The following is a 13791-nucleotide window of genomic DNA, read 5'->3' as shown; positions in this document are numbered from 1 at the left end:
CGGTACCATCGTCGGCGCCGCAGCTTCTAAGCTTGACGCCATGCAAGGTGGCTTGCCGCCACCCTCGGATTCTTCTTGGCATCCAATCACTCAGGAGCGTTCTCATGGCCCTTCGGGACTTCAAAGTGCTGACTTTCGACGTTGTCGGAACGTTGATCGACTTCGAGGGCGGCATGCTCGCCTACCTCCGCCGCGCGGTGCCCAACAGCACCGTCACGGACGAGGACTTTCTCGGGGCCTACCGGGCAGCGCGCAAACGCGGCCAGACCGAGTGGTACCCCGACGATCTCGTGCCGTGCTGGCATATCGTGGCGCAACAGCTTGGGTTGCCCGATACCGATGCGCTGGCGCGCGGCTTTCGTGACTCGGTGGCCGAATGGCCGGCATTTCCGGATTCGGTGGAGGCGCTGCAGCGTTTGAGCAAGCACTTCAAGCTCGTCACCATGACCAATGCGCAGTCGTGGGCGCTCGAACATTTCCAGCGGACGCTGGGCTCGCCGTTCGACATGCTGCTGAGCTGCGACGACGCCCTGTGCGAGAAGCCCGACGCGCAGTACTTTGCTTACGCACGCGGGCGCTATGAGGGCGCCTGGGGCTTCAAGCAAGCCGACAACCTGCACGTGGCGCAGAGCCAATACCACGACATCGGCATCTCCAAGCGCCTGGGCATTGCCACCTGCTGGATCGAGCGCCGCTACGGCATGAAGGACTCGGGCGGCACTATCGAATCCGAGCACACCGTACCCGACTATCACTTCCACACGCTGGCCCAACTGGCCGACGCGGTCGAGGCCGGCGAGTGACCCGGGCGGCCATTGCGGAGCCGGTAGCGGACCTGCTGCCGGATCTCGTTGTCCTGCGCCGTGACTTGCATGCCAACCCCGAACTGGCCTACGAAGAACACCGCACGGCAGGCATCGTGGCGCAGTCGCTGCGTGTGCTGGGGTTGACGGTGGAGGAGGGCATTGGCGGCACCGGTGTGGTGGGTACGCTGCGCGGCGGGAATGGTGGCGGCGGCACCCGTAGCGTTGCGCTGCGTGCCGACATGGATGCACTGCCGATGGTGGAGCTGGGCCGGCCATCGCATGCCAGCCGCGTGCAGGGCAAGCACCACGGCTGCGGGCATGACGGCCACACCAGCATGCTGATTGGCGCCGCGCGTCAACTTGCGCGCACGGGTGTCGACGGCACGGTCCACTTCATCTTCCAGCCTGCGGAAGAGGGCCAGGCCGGCGCGCGCCGCATGATCGAAGATGGCCTGTTCGAGCGCTTCCCGTGCGACAGCGTCTATGCGCTGCACAACTGGCCAGACTTGCCGCTGGGGCACGCACAAACGCGCCCGGGCCCGATCATGGCGGCGGCGGATCGGTTCGACATCACCGTGCGTGGGCGTGGCGGACACGCTGCACAACCCCACCACACGCCCGACGCCATCCTGGCGGCGAGCCAGCTCGTGGCGCAGTTGCACACCATCGTGTCGCGCCGCATCGATCCGAGTGAATCGGCGGTGTTGTCCGTCACGCGCATCGAAGGTGGGCACAGCCACAACGTGCTGCCGGCCGAGGTGTGCATCACCGGCACGGTACGCAGCTTTGATGCCGCGTCGCAAGACCGCATCGAGGCGGCATTGCGTGACACGGTCGATGGCGTTGCGCTGGCCAGCGGCACGCAGATCACGGTGGATTACCGCCGCTACTACCCGGCCACCATCAACACCCCGGCCGAAGCGGTGCTCGCATTGGATGCGGCACAGGCCATCGGCCTGCAGGCACAGATGGCGCCACGTGCCGCATTCACCTCCGAAGACTTCGCCTTCATGTTGCAGCAGAAGCCGGGCGCCTATCTCTGGCTCGGCCAAGGTCGTGCCGATGCCGGCCCCGAGGGCGAATACCCGCTGCATCACCCCTGTTACGACTTCAACGACGATGCGCTGCCGCTGGGTGTGCGCTGGTTCTGCCAGGTCGCCCGCCGCGCGCTGGCCGCCGTTCCATCCCACTCTTGAATTGCGGCCACGCTCAACACCACCCTGGTATTGCAGCCCTAGAAGTCGGCCACCTTGCCCCAGGCCGACTGCTTGAAGCGCGCGGGGTGATAGGGCGCAGGGTCGAAGATCGGCTTGTCCCCCGTGACCAGATCGGCAATCAGATGGCCCGCGCCGGGGCCGATACCGAACCCGTGGCCTGAGAAGCCTGCGGCCAGGATGAATCCGGGGATCTCCGGCACTTCGCCGATACCGGGCACCCCGTCCGGCGTGTTGTCCACAAAGCCAGCCCAGGCATCGGCGATGCCGGCTTGGCCGAGCACCGGCAGCAGTTCGACGGCGCGGTCGTAGGTTTGCTTGACCGCCGCCGCATCCGGCCGTGGGTCGAGTATGCGCATGCGCTCCATGGGCGTGGGTGCATCGAGCCGCCACCGCGCGAGTGTTTCGTGGCCAGCGCGAATGCCTTCCAATCCGCCGGGGAACACATTGCGCCAGCGCTTAGCGAACATCGGCAGAAACTGCGGTGAGAAGCGCAGGAGCTGCGCCGTCGGGTCCACGCGTCCGCGCCCGCTGATGGCCAGGTTGTAGCTGCCATCACTGCGGCGGGTGATGGACACGCGCGCCGTATGCAGGGCGTCAGGGAGCGGTTCGGCCACGCCGGTCACGCGCACGATGGACTGGCGAACGGTCGCTTGGGGAAAGCGGATGCCCAACTGGCGGCAGAACGATGATGCCCAGGCTCCGCCGGCAAACACCACGGTGCGGGTCTTAATGGTTCCGGCTTCCGTGACGACACCGCTGACGCGCCCACCCTCGATTTCAATGCCGCGTGCGGCGCAGTTTTGCCGCACAGTGCCGCCGAGTTTCATGAGCGCAGCGGCCACAGCGGGTGCCGCCTTGGCCGGGTCCGCGGTGCCGTCGCTGGGTGAAAACACGCCGCCCTTCCACGCGCGACCGGTGAGCCGGCCCCGTTCGGAGGCTTCACCGCTGCTCAGCATGTGCGTGGTCACGCCGGCCGTTCTGGCGAAATCGCGCCACTTTGCCCAGCGCGCGATCTCATCTTCGTCGTTGCTGAGATAGAGCAAGCCGCACCGGCGGAAACCCGTGTCTTCACCGGTGTCCGCGGCAAACTGCTCCCACAGTTCGAGGCTCTTGGTCGCCATCGGCAGCTCACGCGCATCGCGGTTTTGCTGGCGGCACCAGCCCCAATTGCGGCTCGACTGTTCGGCCCCGATGCGGCCCTTCTCGACCACGGCAACCGACATGCCGCGCCGGGCCAGGTAGTAGGCAGCAAAGACGCCGATGATCCCGCCGCCGATCACGACGACGTCGGCTTGCGCGGGCAGGGAAGAGGCGCTCTCGATGAGACGCAACGGCTGGGACATGAATCGCTTTCCTCGCTCTCTTTTTTGGGGCTCAGGCCTGCGCGTTTTGCACCACGTAGAACTTGGCGACGCGCTCCGTGCTCTCCCATCCGATGGAGGCGCCTTGCGGCACGAAGATGGCATCACCCGTGCGCACGGAGTGCGCGCTGCCGTCTGGGTCATCCGGGCTTGCGAATCGCACACCGCCATCCAGCACGACCATGAACTCGTTCACCGGATGCGGGCGAACGACACGCTGGTAGGGCGTCGAGTCCCAGGTGCCCGCACGGTATTGCGTTGGCGCGTTGGTGAAGACGTTGTCGCTACGGCACTGTGGGGCCGGCCCGATCAGCACCTCTGGAGCCGGGCCGCCAGACGGCTTGAAGTCCGCATCCGCGTGCAGCGGGATGAGCGCCGGCGTTGTGGGCGTATCGCACGCTTCGGCGCAGAACACGAATCGAACGCCGGCGGCGGCCTCGATACGCACGGCCGTGCCAGATGCGATCACCGCGCCGGAGCCCGGGCCGATCACGTGCGGCGCGGAGCCGGGTGCGGTGAGCGTGAGTTCGCCATCCACGACGGCGAGCGTCTCGGTATGCGGAAAGCTTGCGACATCCCGTTCGCCAACAAAGCTGACGCGGCCGGCGCTCATCGCGTTCGGCCCTTCCCAGGCAATCTCGCGTTCTTGCGCGAAGGGGTCGTTCGGGCTCAGGGCGGCTTGCCGGAACGCAGTTGACAGGGGGGCGCCATCGGCGCGGTGCAGCATCAGGGCAGTTGTCATGCGGGTGGTTCCTCACCGTATCCCAACGTGGCCCTGGTTTCGAGGGGCAACAGCGTCAGGTACGGGGCGTCAGCGTTGGTTGGGAAAGAGGCGTTCGATGGGGCAGTGCGTCTTGATGAACGGCGATTTGATGACGATGTAGCTGAAGTACTTGGCGATGCCGATGTTGCGCTCCAGCAGGTCTTCAATCACTTCCTGGTAGTGATTGACGCCCCGTGTGATGAAGCGCAGCAGGTAGTCGTAACCGCCGCTCAGGAGGTGGCATTCGAGCACCTCGTCCACCTCGCGGATGGCAGCTTCAAAGCGCACGAAGGTCTCGCGGTGGTGGTCCGACAGCGTGACCTCGGTGAACACCGTGAGCGTGTCGCCCAGCTTTTCCAGCCGGATGTGCGCGCCGTATCCGGAGATGTAGCCGGCCTGCTCCAGGCGCTTGACACGGATCAGGCACGGGCTGGGCGACAGGCCCACGGCATCGGCCAGGTCCACGTTGGTCATGCGCCCGTTCTTCTGCAGTTGGGCAAGGATGCGCAGGTCCAGTCGATCGATCTTGAGGGCTTCGGTCATGGCGAGGGCGAAGGCGTGGAAGATGTCTCTGATTCTGCGGCAGCCGGGGTCTGTTGTGTGAATTCCTGTAACGTCAGGCGAGCGCGGCGCGCACGGCCGGCACGGCCAGCACATCGTCGAGCGTCTTCTTCAGCCGCGCGAAGAGCTGGGCGAATTCGTCTTCGGTAAACGTCAGCGCCGGGGCAAAGCCCAGGATGTTGTCGCCAAACGCGCGGAACACCACGCCATTGCGGTAGGCAGCCGAGGCAATCAGATCGGGCAGGCCGAGTGCCGTATCGAAGCCGCGCTTGGTGGCCTTGTCGCTCACCAGTTCCAGCGCGCCCAGCAGGCCGCGGTGGCGCGAGTCGCCCACCAGCGGGTGCGCGAGCAGCGCATCCAGCCCGGCGCCAAAGCTGGCTGCACCGCGCTGCCCGTTGGCGAGGATGCCGCCTTCTTCGTACAGGCGCAGCACTTCCAGTGCCACGGCGGCACTCACCGGGTGCGCGGAATACGTTGCGCCGTGGCCGATGGGCGCGCCAGCGGGGGCCCCGTCAGCAATGCCGGCGTAGATGGCGTCGGAGATCATCGTCGCGCCCATTGGCACGTAGCCGGCGGTCAGGCCCTTGGCCATCGTCATGACGTCGGGCTCCACGCCTTCGGCATCGCACGCGAACATCGGGCCGGTGCGGCCAAAGCCGGTGATGACCTCATCCACCACAAACAGGATGCCCAGCTCGCGCGTGGCATCGCGCATGGCCTTGAGCCAGCCCTTGGGTGGCACGATCACGCCGCCCGAGCCCTGGATCGGCTCGCAGAAGAACGCGGCGACGTTGTCGGCGCCCAGCTCCGCCACCTTGGCGCGCAGTGCGGCGACCGATGCGGCGATGATGCCCTGCGCATCAGCAGGGTCGGCCGCGCGGTAGGGGTTGGGCGAGGGGATGTAGTGCTGCGTTGGCAGCGGCAAGTCAAAGCCGCGATGGAAGGCCGGCAGCGCCGTCAACCCCGCGCCGGTGGACGACGAGCCGTGATACCCGCGCTCCAGCGCAATGAAATGCTTCTTGGTCGGTTTCCCGATTGCATTGAAGTACTGCACGATAAAGCGCACCGCCGCATCCACCGACTCCGACCCGCCCAGCGTCAGATACACGTGATTGAGCGAGCGCGGCGTGATCTGCACCAGCTTCTCGGCCAGGCGGATGGCGGGCTCGCTGCTGAAGTGGAAGTAGCCCGTGGCATAGGGCAGGCGGCGCATCTGCTCGGCGGCGGCCTGTACGACGCTCTCTTGCCCGTAGCCGACGTTCACGCACCACAGGCCCGCAAACGCGTCGAGCAGTTCGTGGCCGGAGGCATCCGTCAGCCATGCGCCCTTGCCGGAGGACAGCACTGTCGGCCCGCGCTGTTCATGCGTGCGCCAGGCCGAGACGGGGTGGATCAGGTGCGCACGGTCGATGGCGTTGAGCGACGCAAGCTGGGGCAGGTCAGTGAGCTGGGTCATGGCAGAGTCCGTTCGTGCGGGGAAGGCAATCAGTGGACTCAAGAGTAGGCTGAGCGAGTGCGGGCTTGGTGCTGCTTTGCGCGGGTAGAACGCAGTGCGCTGCTGTTGTTCGGGCCGCCGCAGCAGATCGTGCGGCGTGCGATTTTGCGTGTGGCTTCAGTAGCCGCGCGTGCGATCCACCAGCCCGACCATGGGTTCACCGGCCGTAAAGCGGCGCAGGTTGTCGATCACCACGGCAGCGGCCGAGAGCGGCTGCGTCATGCTGGCAATGTGCGGTGTGATGTGGATGCGAGGGTGCTTCCACAACGCGTGTCTGGCGGGCAGCGGCTCGGGGTCGGTCACGTCCAGCATGGCTTCGTTGAGCTGGCCGCTGTCGAGTGCGGCGATCAGGTCGTCGCTGACAAGCTGCGGGCCACGGCCCACATGCACCAGCATGGCGCCCTGCGGCAATTGTGCGAACAGTGCAGCGTTCAGCATGCCGCGCGTGGCATCCGTGAGCGGCAGCAGGCAGACGAGGATGTCGGTGCGCGCGAGGAATGCCCCCAGCTCTTCGTGGCCCGCAAAGCACTGCACACCATCAACAGCATGGCGCGATCGGCTCCAGCCCGCGCAATCAAAGCCGAAATCCCGCAACTGCGCGAGCACCGCCTGCCCGAGCGAACCCAGCCCCAGTACGCCAATATGGCGTTCACTGGCGGGGCGCACCGGTAGTGGACGCCATTGCTCTGCCTGCTGCTGGCGCCGGTAGGCGGGAATATCGCGGTGCAGGCTCAGCACGGCATGCGTGACGTATTCCACCATGCCGCGCACGATGCCCGGTTCGACCATGCGCACGACGGGCAGCGTGGATGGCAGTACGGCAAAGTTGAACTGATCGACCCCCGCGCCCGATGAGAACAGCACTTCCAGGTGCGGGAACTGCGTAGCGATATCGGCTGGCGGTTCCCATGCCGCGAGGAAGCGCACGCGCAGCGGATCGCCGATGTCGGGCCAGATGCGGAAGTCGATCTCGGGCGCGTGCTGGCGGAAGACCTCGGCCCACTGCTGGCCACGGACGGGGTCGGACTTATAGAGGAAGGTGGTTGTCACGGTGGGGCGTAGGGCGTCTGGCGGAATGTTGGAGGCTCAACCCATCGCCTGGGTCACGATGGCAAACAGCGCGGGTGCGCCGGGCGGTGTGGCCAGCGGTGCGCCGCGCACCATGGTGGTGGGGGCATCCACACGCAGCAGGCCAAAGCTTTCCAGCCATTCGGCCAGGCCGCTGTTGAAATCGATATCGATGCGCGTGAAGTGGCCCGCGTTGATGCCGGCCAGATGCGCGATCAATGCGCGGGCGCTCTCGGCATCGGGGGCAACCACGGGGCCGATGGCATGGCCGCGCCCGAAGCGGCGCAGCATGGCGAAGCCCCGCGGCTCGCCGTCGTCGTCCAGCACAACGCAGGCGTCTGCGCTGGCGAACAGGTCTTCGATCAACGCATCGCGCGGCATGCCGCGTGCCTGCGCGTCGAGCCGGCGCAAGTCTTCCGTTTCATTGAGCCCAGCGGGGCGCAGGCGCCAGCCGGGGGGCAGGGCGATCAACGGGGTGGGCTGGGCGATGCCCTGGTGCTGGCGGATCTCGCCGGTGCGCACGAAGCCCAATCGCTCATACAGGCCGCGCCCTTCGGCAGTAGCGTGCAGCAGCACGGTGTGGTCATCCAGGCCGTCGAGCAGCGCGCTCATCAAGCGGTGGCCGATGCGCCGGCCCTGGCATGCGGGCGTGACGATCACCAGCCCGATGGTGGCGTGGCGTGGGCCCCAGCGCCAACGCTGGGCGGTGGCGATGATCTCACCGTCGCGCTCGGCCACGATGCCTTCGGCGTGCGCAAAACTCTGCGCCCAGTCGGCGGGGCGGTGCGGCCAGCGTTGTTCTTCCGATAAGGCGTGCGCTCGCGTCAGATCATCGGCGGTCATCGGACGCAGCACCACACCATCGTCAGCGGGGGTGTTCTGGTCGGGTGCGGTCGAGGTGAGCATGGAAGCAGTCCTTCTGATGAAGTGTCCCTAATCTTGGACGACATCACCGCGCGGGGCCAGACCGAATTCGGGTTTGCCCGCAATTTGCAAGCATCGTCTGTCGAGGGGGCCGGTTTCGCAATTCGATGCGGTGGCGCATGCGGTTACGAACACAAATGCCGAGCCTTCCTGCCTAGCATCAATAACCTCATTTCGATATGGGCGTCGGGCTTCGGCGCCCCCTATTTCGTGGCCATTTTTGACCCTCAGACCATCCGTGTGCCGTCGAGCCATTTCATCGGCGGCAGGCATGTGCCCGCGAGTTTATCCACTGAGGGACGCATCACCGTGCGGCGCCCGTCCGACAACGCTGTGCATGCGGAGCTGCCGCTGGCTGACGCCGCCACGGTCGATGCCGCCGTGCAGGATGCCTGGCAAGCCTGGCGCACAAGCGACTGGGCCCGCCGCGCCCCACGTGAGCGGGCACGCGTGCTGCGCCGCTGGGCTGATCTGATCGAAGCCGACGTGGCACACATGGCGCCGCTGGAGGCCGTGTGCTCCACCCGCCCGGTGCGTGACGCCGCCGCGTGGGATGTGCCGTTCACCGCCGAAGGCCTGCGCTTTTTTGCCGAATACGCCGACAAGCTCGGCGGTGACGTGGCGGCCACGCGGCATGACAACCTCGGCATGGTGGTGGCTGAACCCTACGGCGTGGTCGGCGCAATCACGCCGTGGAACTTCCCGCTGGTGATGGTCTCGTGGAAGGTGGGGGCCGCATTGGCTGCCGGCAATGCGGTGGTGCTCAAACCTTCCGAGTTGACGCCGTATTCCGCCATCCGCCTGGCCGAGCTGGCCATCGAGGCTGGTGTGCCACCGGGTTTGTTCAACGTGGTGCAGGGCGATGGCCGCACTACGGGCGATGCGCTCACGCGGCATCCGCTGATTTCCAAGATGACCTTTACCGGATCGACGCGCACGGGCGCCGCGATCATGGCGACGTGCGCATCGCATGGCCCCAAGCCGGTCACGCTGGAGCTGGGCGGCAAGAGCCCGCAGCTCGTGTTTGACGACGCGCCGGATATCGACCGGCTGGCCGGAATCATTGCGGGCGCCATCACAGGCAATGCGGGGCAGGTGTGCGTGGCGGGCTCGCGCCTGATCGTGCAGCGTGGCATTGCCCAGGCATTGATCGAGCGCATCGCAACACGCTTTGCCGCGCTGCGGCCCGGGGCTACGTGGGATGACACCGCCACGCTGCCGCCCATCATTTCTGCGGCACAGGCCGGGCGCATTCTCGACATCGTCGAGCGCGCGCGCGATGCCGGCGCGCAGGTGCGCTGCGGTGGCGGCTTGTTTGGCGACGGCCCTGGCGGCGCGTACTTCCTGCCCACGCTGCTGGAAGGCGTGCGCGCGGACAACCCTGCCGTGCAGGAAGAGATCTTCGGCCCCGTGCTGACCGTGCAGACCTTTGACGATGAAGAGGAAGGCCTGGCACTGGCCGCGCATGAGCACTACGGCCTGGCCGCCGGCGTGCACACCGCCAACATCGGCCGCGCGTTGCGCGCCATGCGCGGTATCGCGGCGGGCACGGTGTGGATCAACCGCTATGGGCGCAGCGCAGATTTCGTCATCCCCACCGGCGGCTATCACCAGTCGGGCATCGGCAAGGACTTGGGCCGGCAAGCCGTGGAGGCCAACCTGCGCTTCAAAAGCGTGCTGATCGATTTTGCTGCGGCGCATTAGCGGTGCGTTAGGGGCGCATTGGTGGGGCAGGCAGCACGCCAGCGGTGCAGACCGCATGGCATGCCGCGAGTGCCACCGGAAACAGCAGCTTTCTCACGTGAGACCCCGCAATTCCCTACAACCGCTGTGAGTCTGCGTGCTTCAATGATTTCGTCATAACCCGATTGCAGAGACCGCATAAGCGCGACCTCAAGGACCCAAAGACCATGACCTTCCGCCCCAAGTACATCACCTTTGATTGCTATGGCACGCTCACGCGCTTTCGCATGGGCGAGATGACGCGCGAGCTGTTTGCCGACCGCATTACGGCCGAGCAGATGGAGCAGTTCATTGCGGACTTCACCGCCTACCGTTTTGACGAGGTGCTGGGGGACTGGCAGCCGTATGAGGTTGTGCTGAAGAACGCCGTGCGCCGCCTGTGCAAGAAATGGAAGATCCAGTACTTCGACACCGACGGCCAGGCCTACTACGACGCCGTGCCCACGTGGGACCCGCATGCCGACGTGCCGGCAGGGCTGGCGAAGGTGGCCAAGGAGATTCCGCTGGTGATCCTGTCGAACGCCGCCGATGCGCAGATCCAGAAGAACGTGGCGATGCTCGGCGCGCCGTTCCACCGCGTGTACACCGCGCAGCAGGCGCAGGCCTACAAGCCGCGCCTGAAGGCTTTCGAATACATGTTGGACTCGCTTGGCTGCAACCCAGAAGACGTGCTCCACGTGTCGTCCAGCCTGCGCTATGACCTGATGTCGGCCGACGACATCGGCATCGTCAACAAGGTGTTCGTCAACCGCGGCCACGGCCCGGGCAACCCGGCGTACCGCTACACCGAGATTCAGGATATCGGTGGCCTACCCGGTGTTGTTGGTCTCTAAGCCGAGTCTCCAAGGCCATCCCACATGACTTCCATGAAACTCGACTCCTACTGGAACGACTCGGTGCCCGCGCTGGCGCTGGAGGCGCACGAGCTGCCGGCGCAGGCAGACGTGGCTATCGTCGGCGGCGGCTTCACGGGGTTGTCGGCGGCGCTGGCACTGGCCCGGCGCGGCGCCAGTGTGGTCGTGTTGGAGGCGGGCGACATGGTGGCGCCCGAGGCGTCCGGGCGCAATGGCGGACACGTCAACAACGGCTTGGCCGTGGACTATGCGGAACTCGCCGCCAAGGTTGGCGTGGACCGCGCCCGCGCCTGGTATCACGCCTATGACGCCGCCGTGGATACGGTGGAGCGCATCGTGCGCGACGAAGGAATCGCCTGCGATTTCCAGCGCAACGGCAAGCTCAAGCTCGCCACCAAGCCGTATCAGATGGCCGCTTTGCAACGCAGCGCAGACCGCCTGATTCGTGATGCGGTGGATGCCGATGTAGAGATCCTCGACGCCGCCCGCGTGCGCGCCGAGGTGCAGAGCGAGCGCTTTCACGGTGGCCTGCTCTACAAGCGCAGCGGCCAGATGCACATGGGCCGTTTCGCACAGGGCTTGGCCGTGGCAGCGCAACGCCAGGGTGCCCAGATTCATACACGCACCTGTGTGCAGCGCATCGAGCGTGTGCAAGGGCAGGTGCATCGCATCCATACCACGCGCGGCACGGTGCAGGCCAAGCAGGTGTTGCTTGCCACCGGTGCGTCACGCCACGGTGGGTATGGCACGTTCGGTTGGCTGCGCCGGCGCATCGTGCCGATCGGCAGCTTTATCGTGACCACGGAGCCACTGGGTGCAGAACGCGCGCACGCGCTGCTGGCCGCGCGCCGCACGTATGTGACGGTCGCCAATATTCACCATTACTTCCGCCTCACGCCGGACCACCGGCTGGTCTTTGGCGGGCGCGCGCGCTTTGCGGTGTCCAGCCCGCAGCAGGATGCCGTGAGCGGCGAGATCCTGCGCGCCGGTCTGATCGAAACCTTCCCGCAGTTGCGCGACGTGCGCCTCGATTACTGCTGGGGTGGCCTGGTCGACATGACGCAAGACCGCCTGCCGCATGCCGGCGAGCACGATGGTCTCTTCTATTCCATGGGCTACAGCGGCCACGGTACGCAGATGTCTGTGCACATGGGCGAACGCATGGCCGCGGTGATGGCCGGCGACGCTGCCGCCAACCCGTGGCGCGATCGCGCGTGGAGCGCTATTCCCGGTCACTTTGGCCCGCCGTGGTTTCTACCGGCGGTGGGCATGTATTACCAGCTCAAGGACAGGTTCGCCTGACCCGTCAGCCCACGTTTTCCATCGCAACGCAGTCTTCGCTGTTTCCTTTTCAGAATCATCAGGAGCCCCACCATGAGCGACAGCCGTAACGAGTTCGAGACCCTTGTCGGCCCCACCGAAAGTCTGCGTGTGATGGAGCAACTCAAGCGCGGTGCCTCGCGGCGCGACGTGTTGAAGATGCTGATGGCGGGCGGCATGCAGGCCACGCTGGCCGGCAGCCTGGCGGGCACGGCGGTGTCTGTGTATGCACAGACGCCGCGTCGTGGCGGGCGCATTCGCGTGGCGGCAGCCACGGCAGCGGCCACCGACACGCTCGACCCGGCCAAGCAGTCGAACCAGAGCGACTACGTCCGCTGCAACATGGTCTACAACAGCCTGTTCGTGCTGGACGGCACACTGACGCCGCGTCCCGCGCTGGCGGAGTCGTATCACACGGCCGATGCCAAGACGTGGGTGTTCACGCTACGCAAGGGCGTCACCTTCCACGACGGCAAAGCGCTGGCCCCGGCCGACGTGGTGTATTCCGTCATGCGCCACAAGGATCCGGCCACCGTTTCCAAGGCCAAGGTGCTGGCCGACCAGATCGAGAGCGTCAAGGCCAGCGGCCCGAACGAAGTCACCGTGGTGCTGACGGCACCCAACGCCGACCTGCCGGTGATCCTGGGCACGTTCCACTTCCACATCGTCAAGGACGGCACGACCGACTTCAACGCCGGCATCGGTACCGGACCCTACAAGCTCAAAGAGTTCAAGCCCGGGGTACGCACGGTGGTCGTGCGCAACGAGGGATACTGGAAACCGGGCAAGCCGTACCTCGACGAGATCGAGTTCGTCGGCATCGGCGACGAAAGCGCGCGCGTCAACGCGCTGCTGTCCGGCGGGATGGACCTGGTGGCTTCGGTCAACCCGCGCGCCGTGGCACGCGTCAAGAGCACACCGGGCTATGCCATCTTCACCACGCAGTCGGGCCAGTACTCTGACCTTATCCTGCGCCGCGATACCGGCCCCGGTGCCAACCCCGATTTCGTGATGGCGATGAAGTACCTGTTCGACCGCGAGCAGATGAAGAAGACCATTGCGTTGGACTATGCGGTGTTGGGCAACGACCAGCCGATCGACCCGACCAACCGGTTCTACTTCAAGGATTTGCCGCAACGCCCGTTCGATATCGAGAAGGCGAAGTTCCATCTGCAGAAGTCGGGCGTGACGGGCAAGATTCCGGTTGTGGCTTCGCCGGCCGCCCAGTATTCGGTCGAAATTGCATTGGTGCTGCAGCAGACTGCACAGCGCATCGGTCTGGACCTGGACGTCAAGCGCATGCCGGCCGACGGCTACTGGTCCAACCATTGGCTCAGCAGTCCGGTGGGCTTCGGCAACGTCAACCCACGCCCGAGCGCCGATACGATCCTCACGCAGTTCTTCAAGTCTGACGCGGCGTGGAACGAATCGCGTTGGAAGAGCCCGAAGTTCGACCAGTTGCTCACGGCTGCCCGCGCTGAGACAGACGTTGCCAAGCGCAAGCAGATGTATGCCGACATGCAGACCATGATCCACAACGAAGCAGGCATTGGCATCCCGCTGTTCCTGGCCAGCATTGACGGGCATTCATCCAAGCTCAAGGGTCTGGCGCCCATCCCGCTGGGCGGTCTGATGGGGTATTCGTTTGCCGAGAACGTCTGGCTTGAAGCCTGACGGAG

General features: G+C 65.9%; 12 protein-coding genes. 6 read left to right on the top strand and 6 right to left on the bottom strand.

The window, feature by feature from the left end; all coding sequences use genetic code 11:
• The first annotated feature begins 104 nt into the window (after nucleotides 1–104).
• Both PI87_RS18890 and PI87_RS18885 read left to right on the top strand, forming a co-directional pair.
• Nucleotides 105–803 (top strand): HAD-IA family hydrolase, encoded by a 699-nt coding sequence (locus tag PI87_RS18890; protein ID WP_039599260.1) that lies wholly within the window; start codon nucleotides 105–107, stop codon nucleotides 801–803.
• On the top strand, nucleotides 800–2002 hold the full coding sequence (locus PI87_RS18885) for an amidohydrolase (protein WP_039599259.1): 1203 nt from the start codon (nucleotides 800–802) through the stop codon (nucleotides 2000–2002). The genes PI87_RS18890 and PI87_RS18885 overlap by 4 nt, the downstream gene beginning before the upstream one ends.
• A gap of 38 nt (nucleotides 2003–2040) precedes the next feature.
• On the opposite strand, the gene PI87_RS18880 is transcribed toward PI87_RS18885, so the two are convergent.
• From PI87_RS18880 to PI87_RS18855, 6 genes are all read right to left on the bottom strand, one after another.
• On the bottom strand, nucleotides 2041–3366 hold the full coding sequence (locus PI87_RS18880) for an NAD(P)/FAD-dependent oxidoreductase (RefSeq protein ID WP_039599258.1): 1326 nt from the start codon (nucleotides 3364–3366) through the stop codon (nucleotides 2041–2043).
• A gap of 31 nt (nucleotides 3367–3397) precedes the next feature.
• Nucleotides 3398–4126, bottom strand: coding sequence for a cupin domain-containing protein (locus PI87_RS18875; protein WP_039599257.1), 729 nt, complete (start codon nucleotides 4124–4126; stop codon nucleotides 3398–3400).
• A gap of 69 nt (nucleotides 4127–4195) precedes the next feature.
• Nucleotides 4196–4690 carry an Lrp/AsnC family transcriptional regulator gene (locus PI87_RS18870; protein WP_039599256.1) on the bottom strand — a complete coding sequence of 165 codons (495 nt, stop codon included), beginning with the start codon at nucleotides 4688–4690 and terminating at the stop codon, nucleotides 4196–4198.
• Between the two features lie 73 nt (nucleotides 4691–4763).
• Nucleotides 4764–6164: an aspartate aminotransferase family protein gene (locus PI87_RS18865; RefSeq protein WP_039599255.1), complete on the bottom strand. Its 1401-nt coding sequence runs from the start codon at nucleotides 6162–6164 to the stop codon at nucleotides 4764–4766.
• Nucleotides 6165–6320: 156 nt separating this feature from the next.
• The gene (locus tag PI87_RS18860; protein ID WP_039599254.1) at nucleotides 6321–7253 is read right to left on the bottom strand and encodes a 2-hydroxyacid dehydrogenase; all 933 of its coding nucleotides are present in this window, start codon (nucleotides 7251–7253) and stop codon (nucleotides 6321–6323) included.
• Between the two features lie 36 nt (nucleotides 7254–7289).
• The gene (locus tag PI87_RS18855) at nucleotides 7290–8177 is read right to left on the bottom strand and encodes a GNAT family N-acetyltransferase (protein ID WP_039599253.1); all 888 of its coding nucleotides are present in this window, start codon (nucleotides 8175–8177) and stop codon (nucleotides 7290–7292) included.
• A 228-nt stretch (nucleotides 8178–8405) separates the two neighbouring features.
• On the opposite strand from PI87_RS18855, the gene PI87_RS18850 reads away from it, so the two are divergent.
• From PI87_RS18850 to PI87_RS18835, 4 genes are all read left to right on the top strand, one after another.
• Nucleotides 8406–9899, top strand: coding sequence for an aldehyde dehydrogenase family protein (locus PI87_RS18850; RefSeq protein WP_039599352.1), 1494 nt, complete (start codon nucleotides 8406–8408; stop codon nucleotides 9897–9899).
• 206 nt (nucleotides 9900–10105) lie between these two features.
• Entirely contained in the window at nucleotides 10106–10771 is a 666-nt protein-coding gene (locus PI87_RS18845; RefSeq protein ID WP_039599252.1) for a haloacid dehalogenase type II, read from the top strand.
• 33 nt (nucleotides 10772–10804) lie between these two features.
• Complete coding sequence (locus PI87_RS18840; RefSeq protein ID WP_039599251.1) at nucleotides 10805–12094, top strand: NAD(P)/FAD-dependent oxidoreductase; 1290 nt, start codon at nucleotides 10805–10807, stop codon at nucleotides 12092–12094.
• A 72-nt stretch (nucleotides 12095–12166) separates the two neighbouring features.
• Nucleotides 12167–13786, top strand: a complete 1620-nt coding sequence (locus PI87_RS18835) for an ABC transporter substrate-binding protein (protein ID WP_039599250.1) — start codon at nucleotides 12167–12169, stop codon at nucleotides 13784–13786.
• The last annotated feature ends 5 nt before the right edge of the window (nucleotides 13787–13791 follow it).

Source organism: Ralstonia sp. A12 (assembly GCF_000801955.1).
Lineage (GTDB): Bacteria > Pseudomonadota > Gammaproteobacteria > Burkholderiales > Burkholderiaceae > Ralstonia.
Note: the sequence above shows the minus strand (reverse complement) of the source record. Positions and strands in the feature narration are given on the sequence as shown.

Coding starts and splice junctions, on each gene's coding strand:
- PI87_RS18855 (WP_039599253.1), bottom strand. CDS start 8,177: ATGCTCACCTCGACCGCACCCGACCAGAACACCCCCGCTGACGATGGT.
- PI87_RS18890 (WP_039599260.1), top strand. CDS start 105: ATGGCCCTTCGGGACTTCAAAGTGCTGACTTTCGACGTTGTCGGAACG.
- PI87_RS18840 (WP_039599251.1), top strand. CDS start 10,805: ATGAAACTCGACTCCTACTGGAACGACTCGGTGCCCGCGCTGGCGCTG.
- PI87_RS18870 (WP_039599256.1), bottom strand. CDS start 4,690: ATGACCGAAGCCCTCAAGATCGATCGACTGGACCTGCGCATCCTTGCC.
- PI87_RS18875 (WP_039599257.1), bottom strand. CDS start 4,126: ATGACAACTGCCCTGATGCTGCACCGCGCCGATGGCGCCCCCCTGTCA.
- PI87_RS18865 (WP_039599255.1), bottom strand. CDS start 6,164: ATGACCCAGCTCACTGACCTGCCCCAGCTTGCGTCGCTCAACGCCATC.
- PI87_RS18835 (WP_039599250.1), top strand. CDS start 12,167: ATGAGCGACAGCCGTAACGAGTTCGAGACCCTTGTCGGCCCCACCGAA.
- PI87_RS18845 (WP_039599252.1), top strand. CDS start 10,106: ATGACCTTCCGCCCCAAGTACATCACCTTTGATTGCTATGGCACGCTC.
- PI87_RS18880 (WP_039599258.1), bottom strand. CDS start 3,366: ATGTCCCAGCCGTTGCGTCTCATCGAGAGCGCCTCTTCCCTGCCCGCG.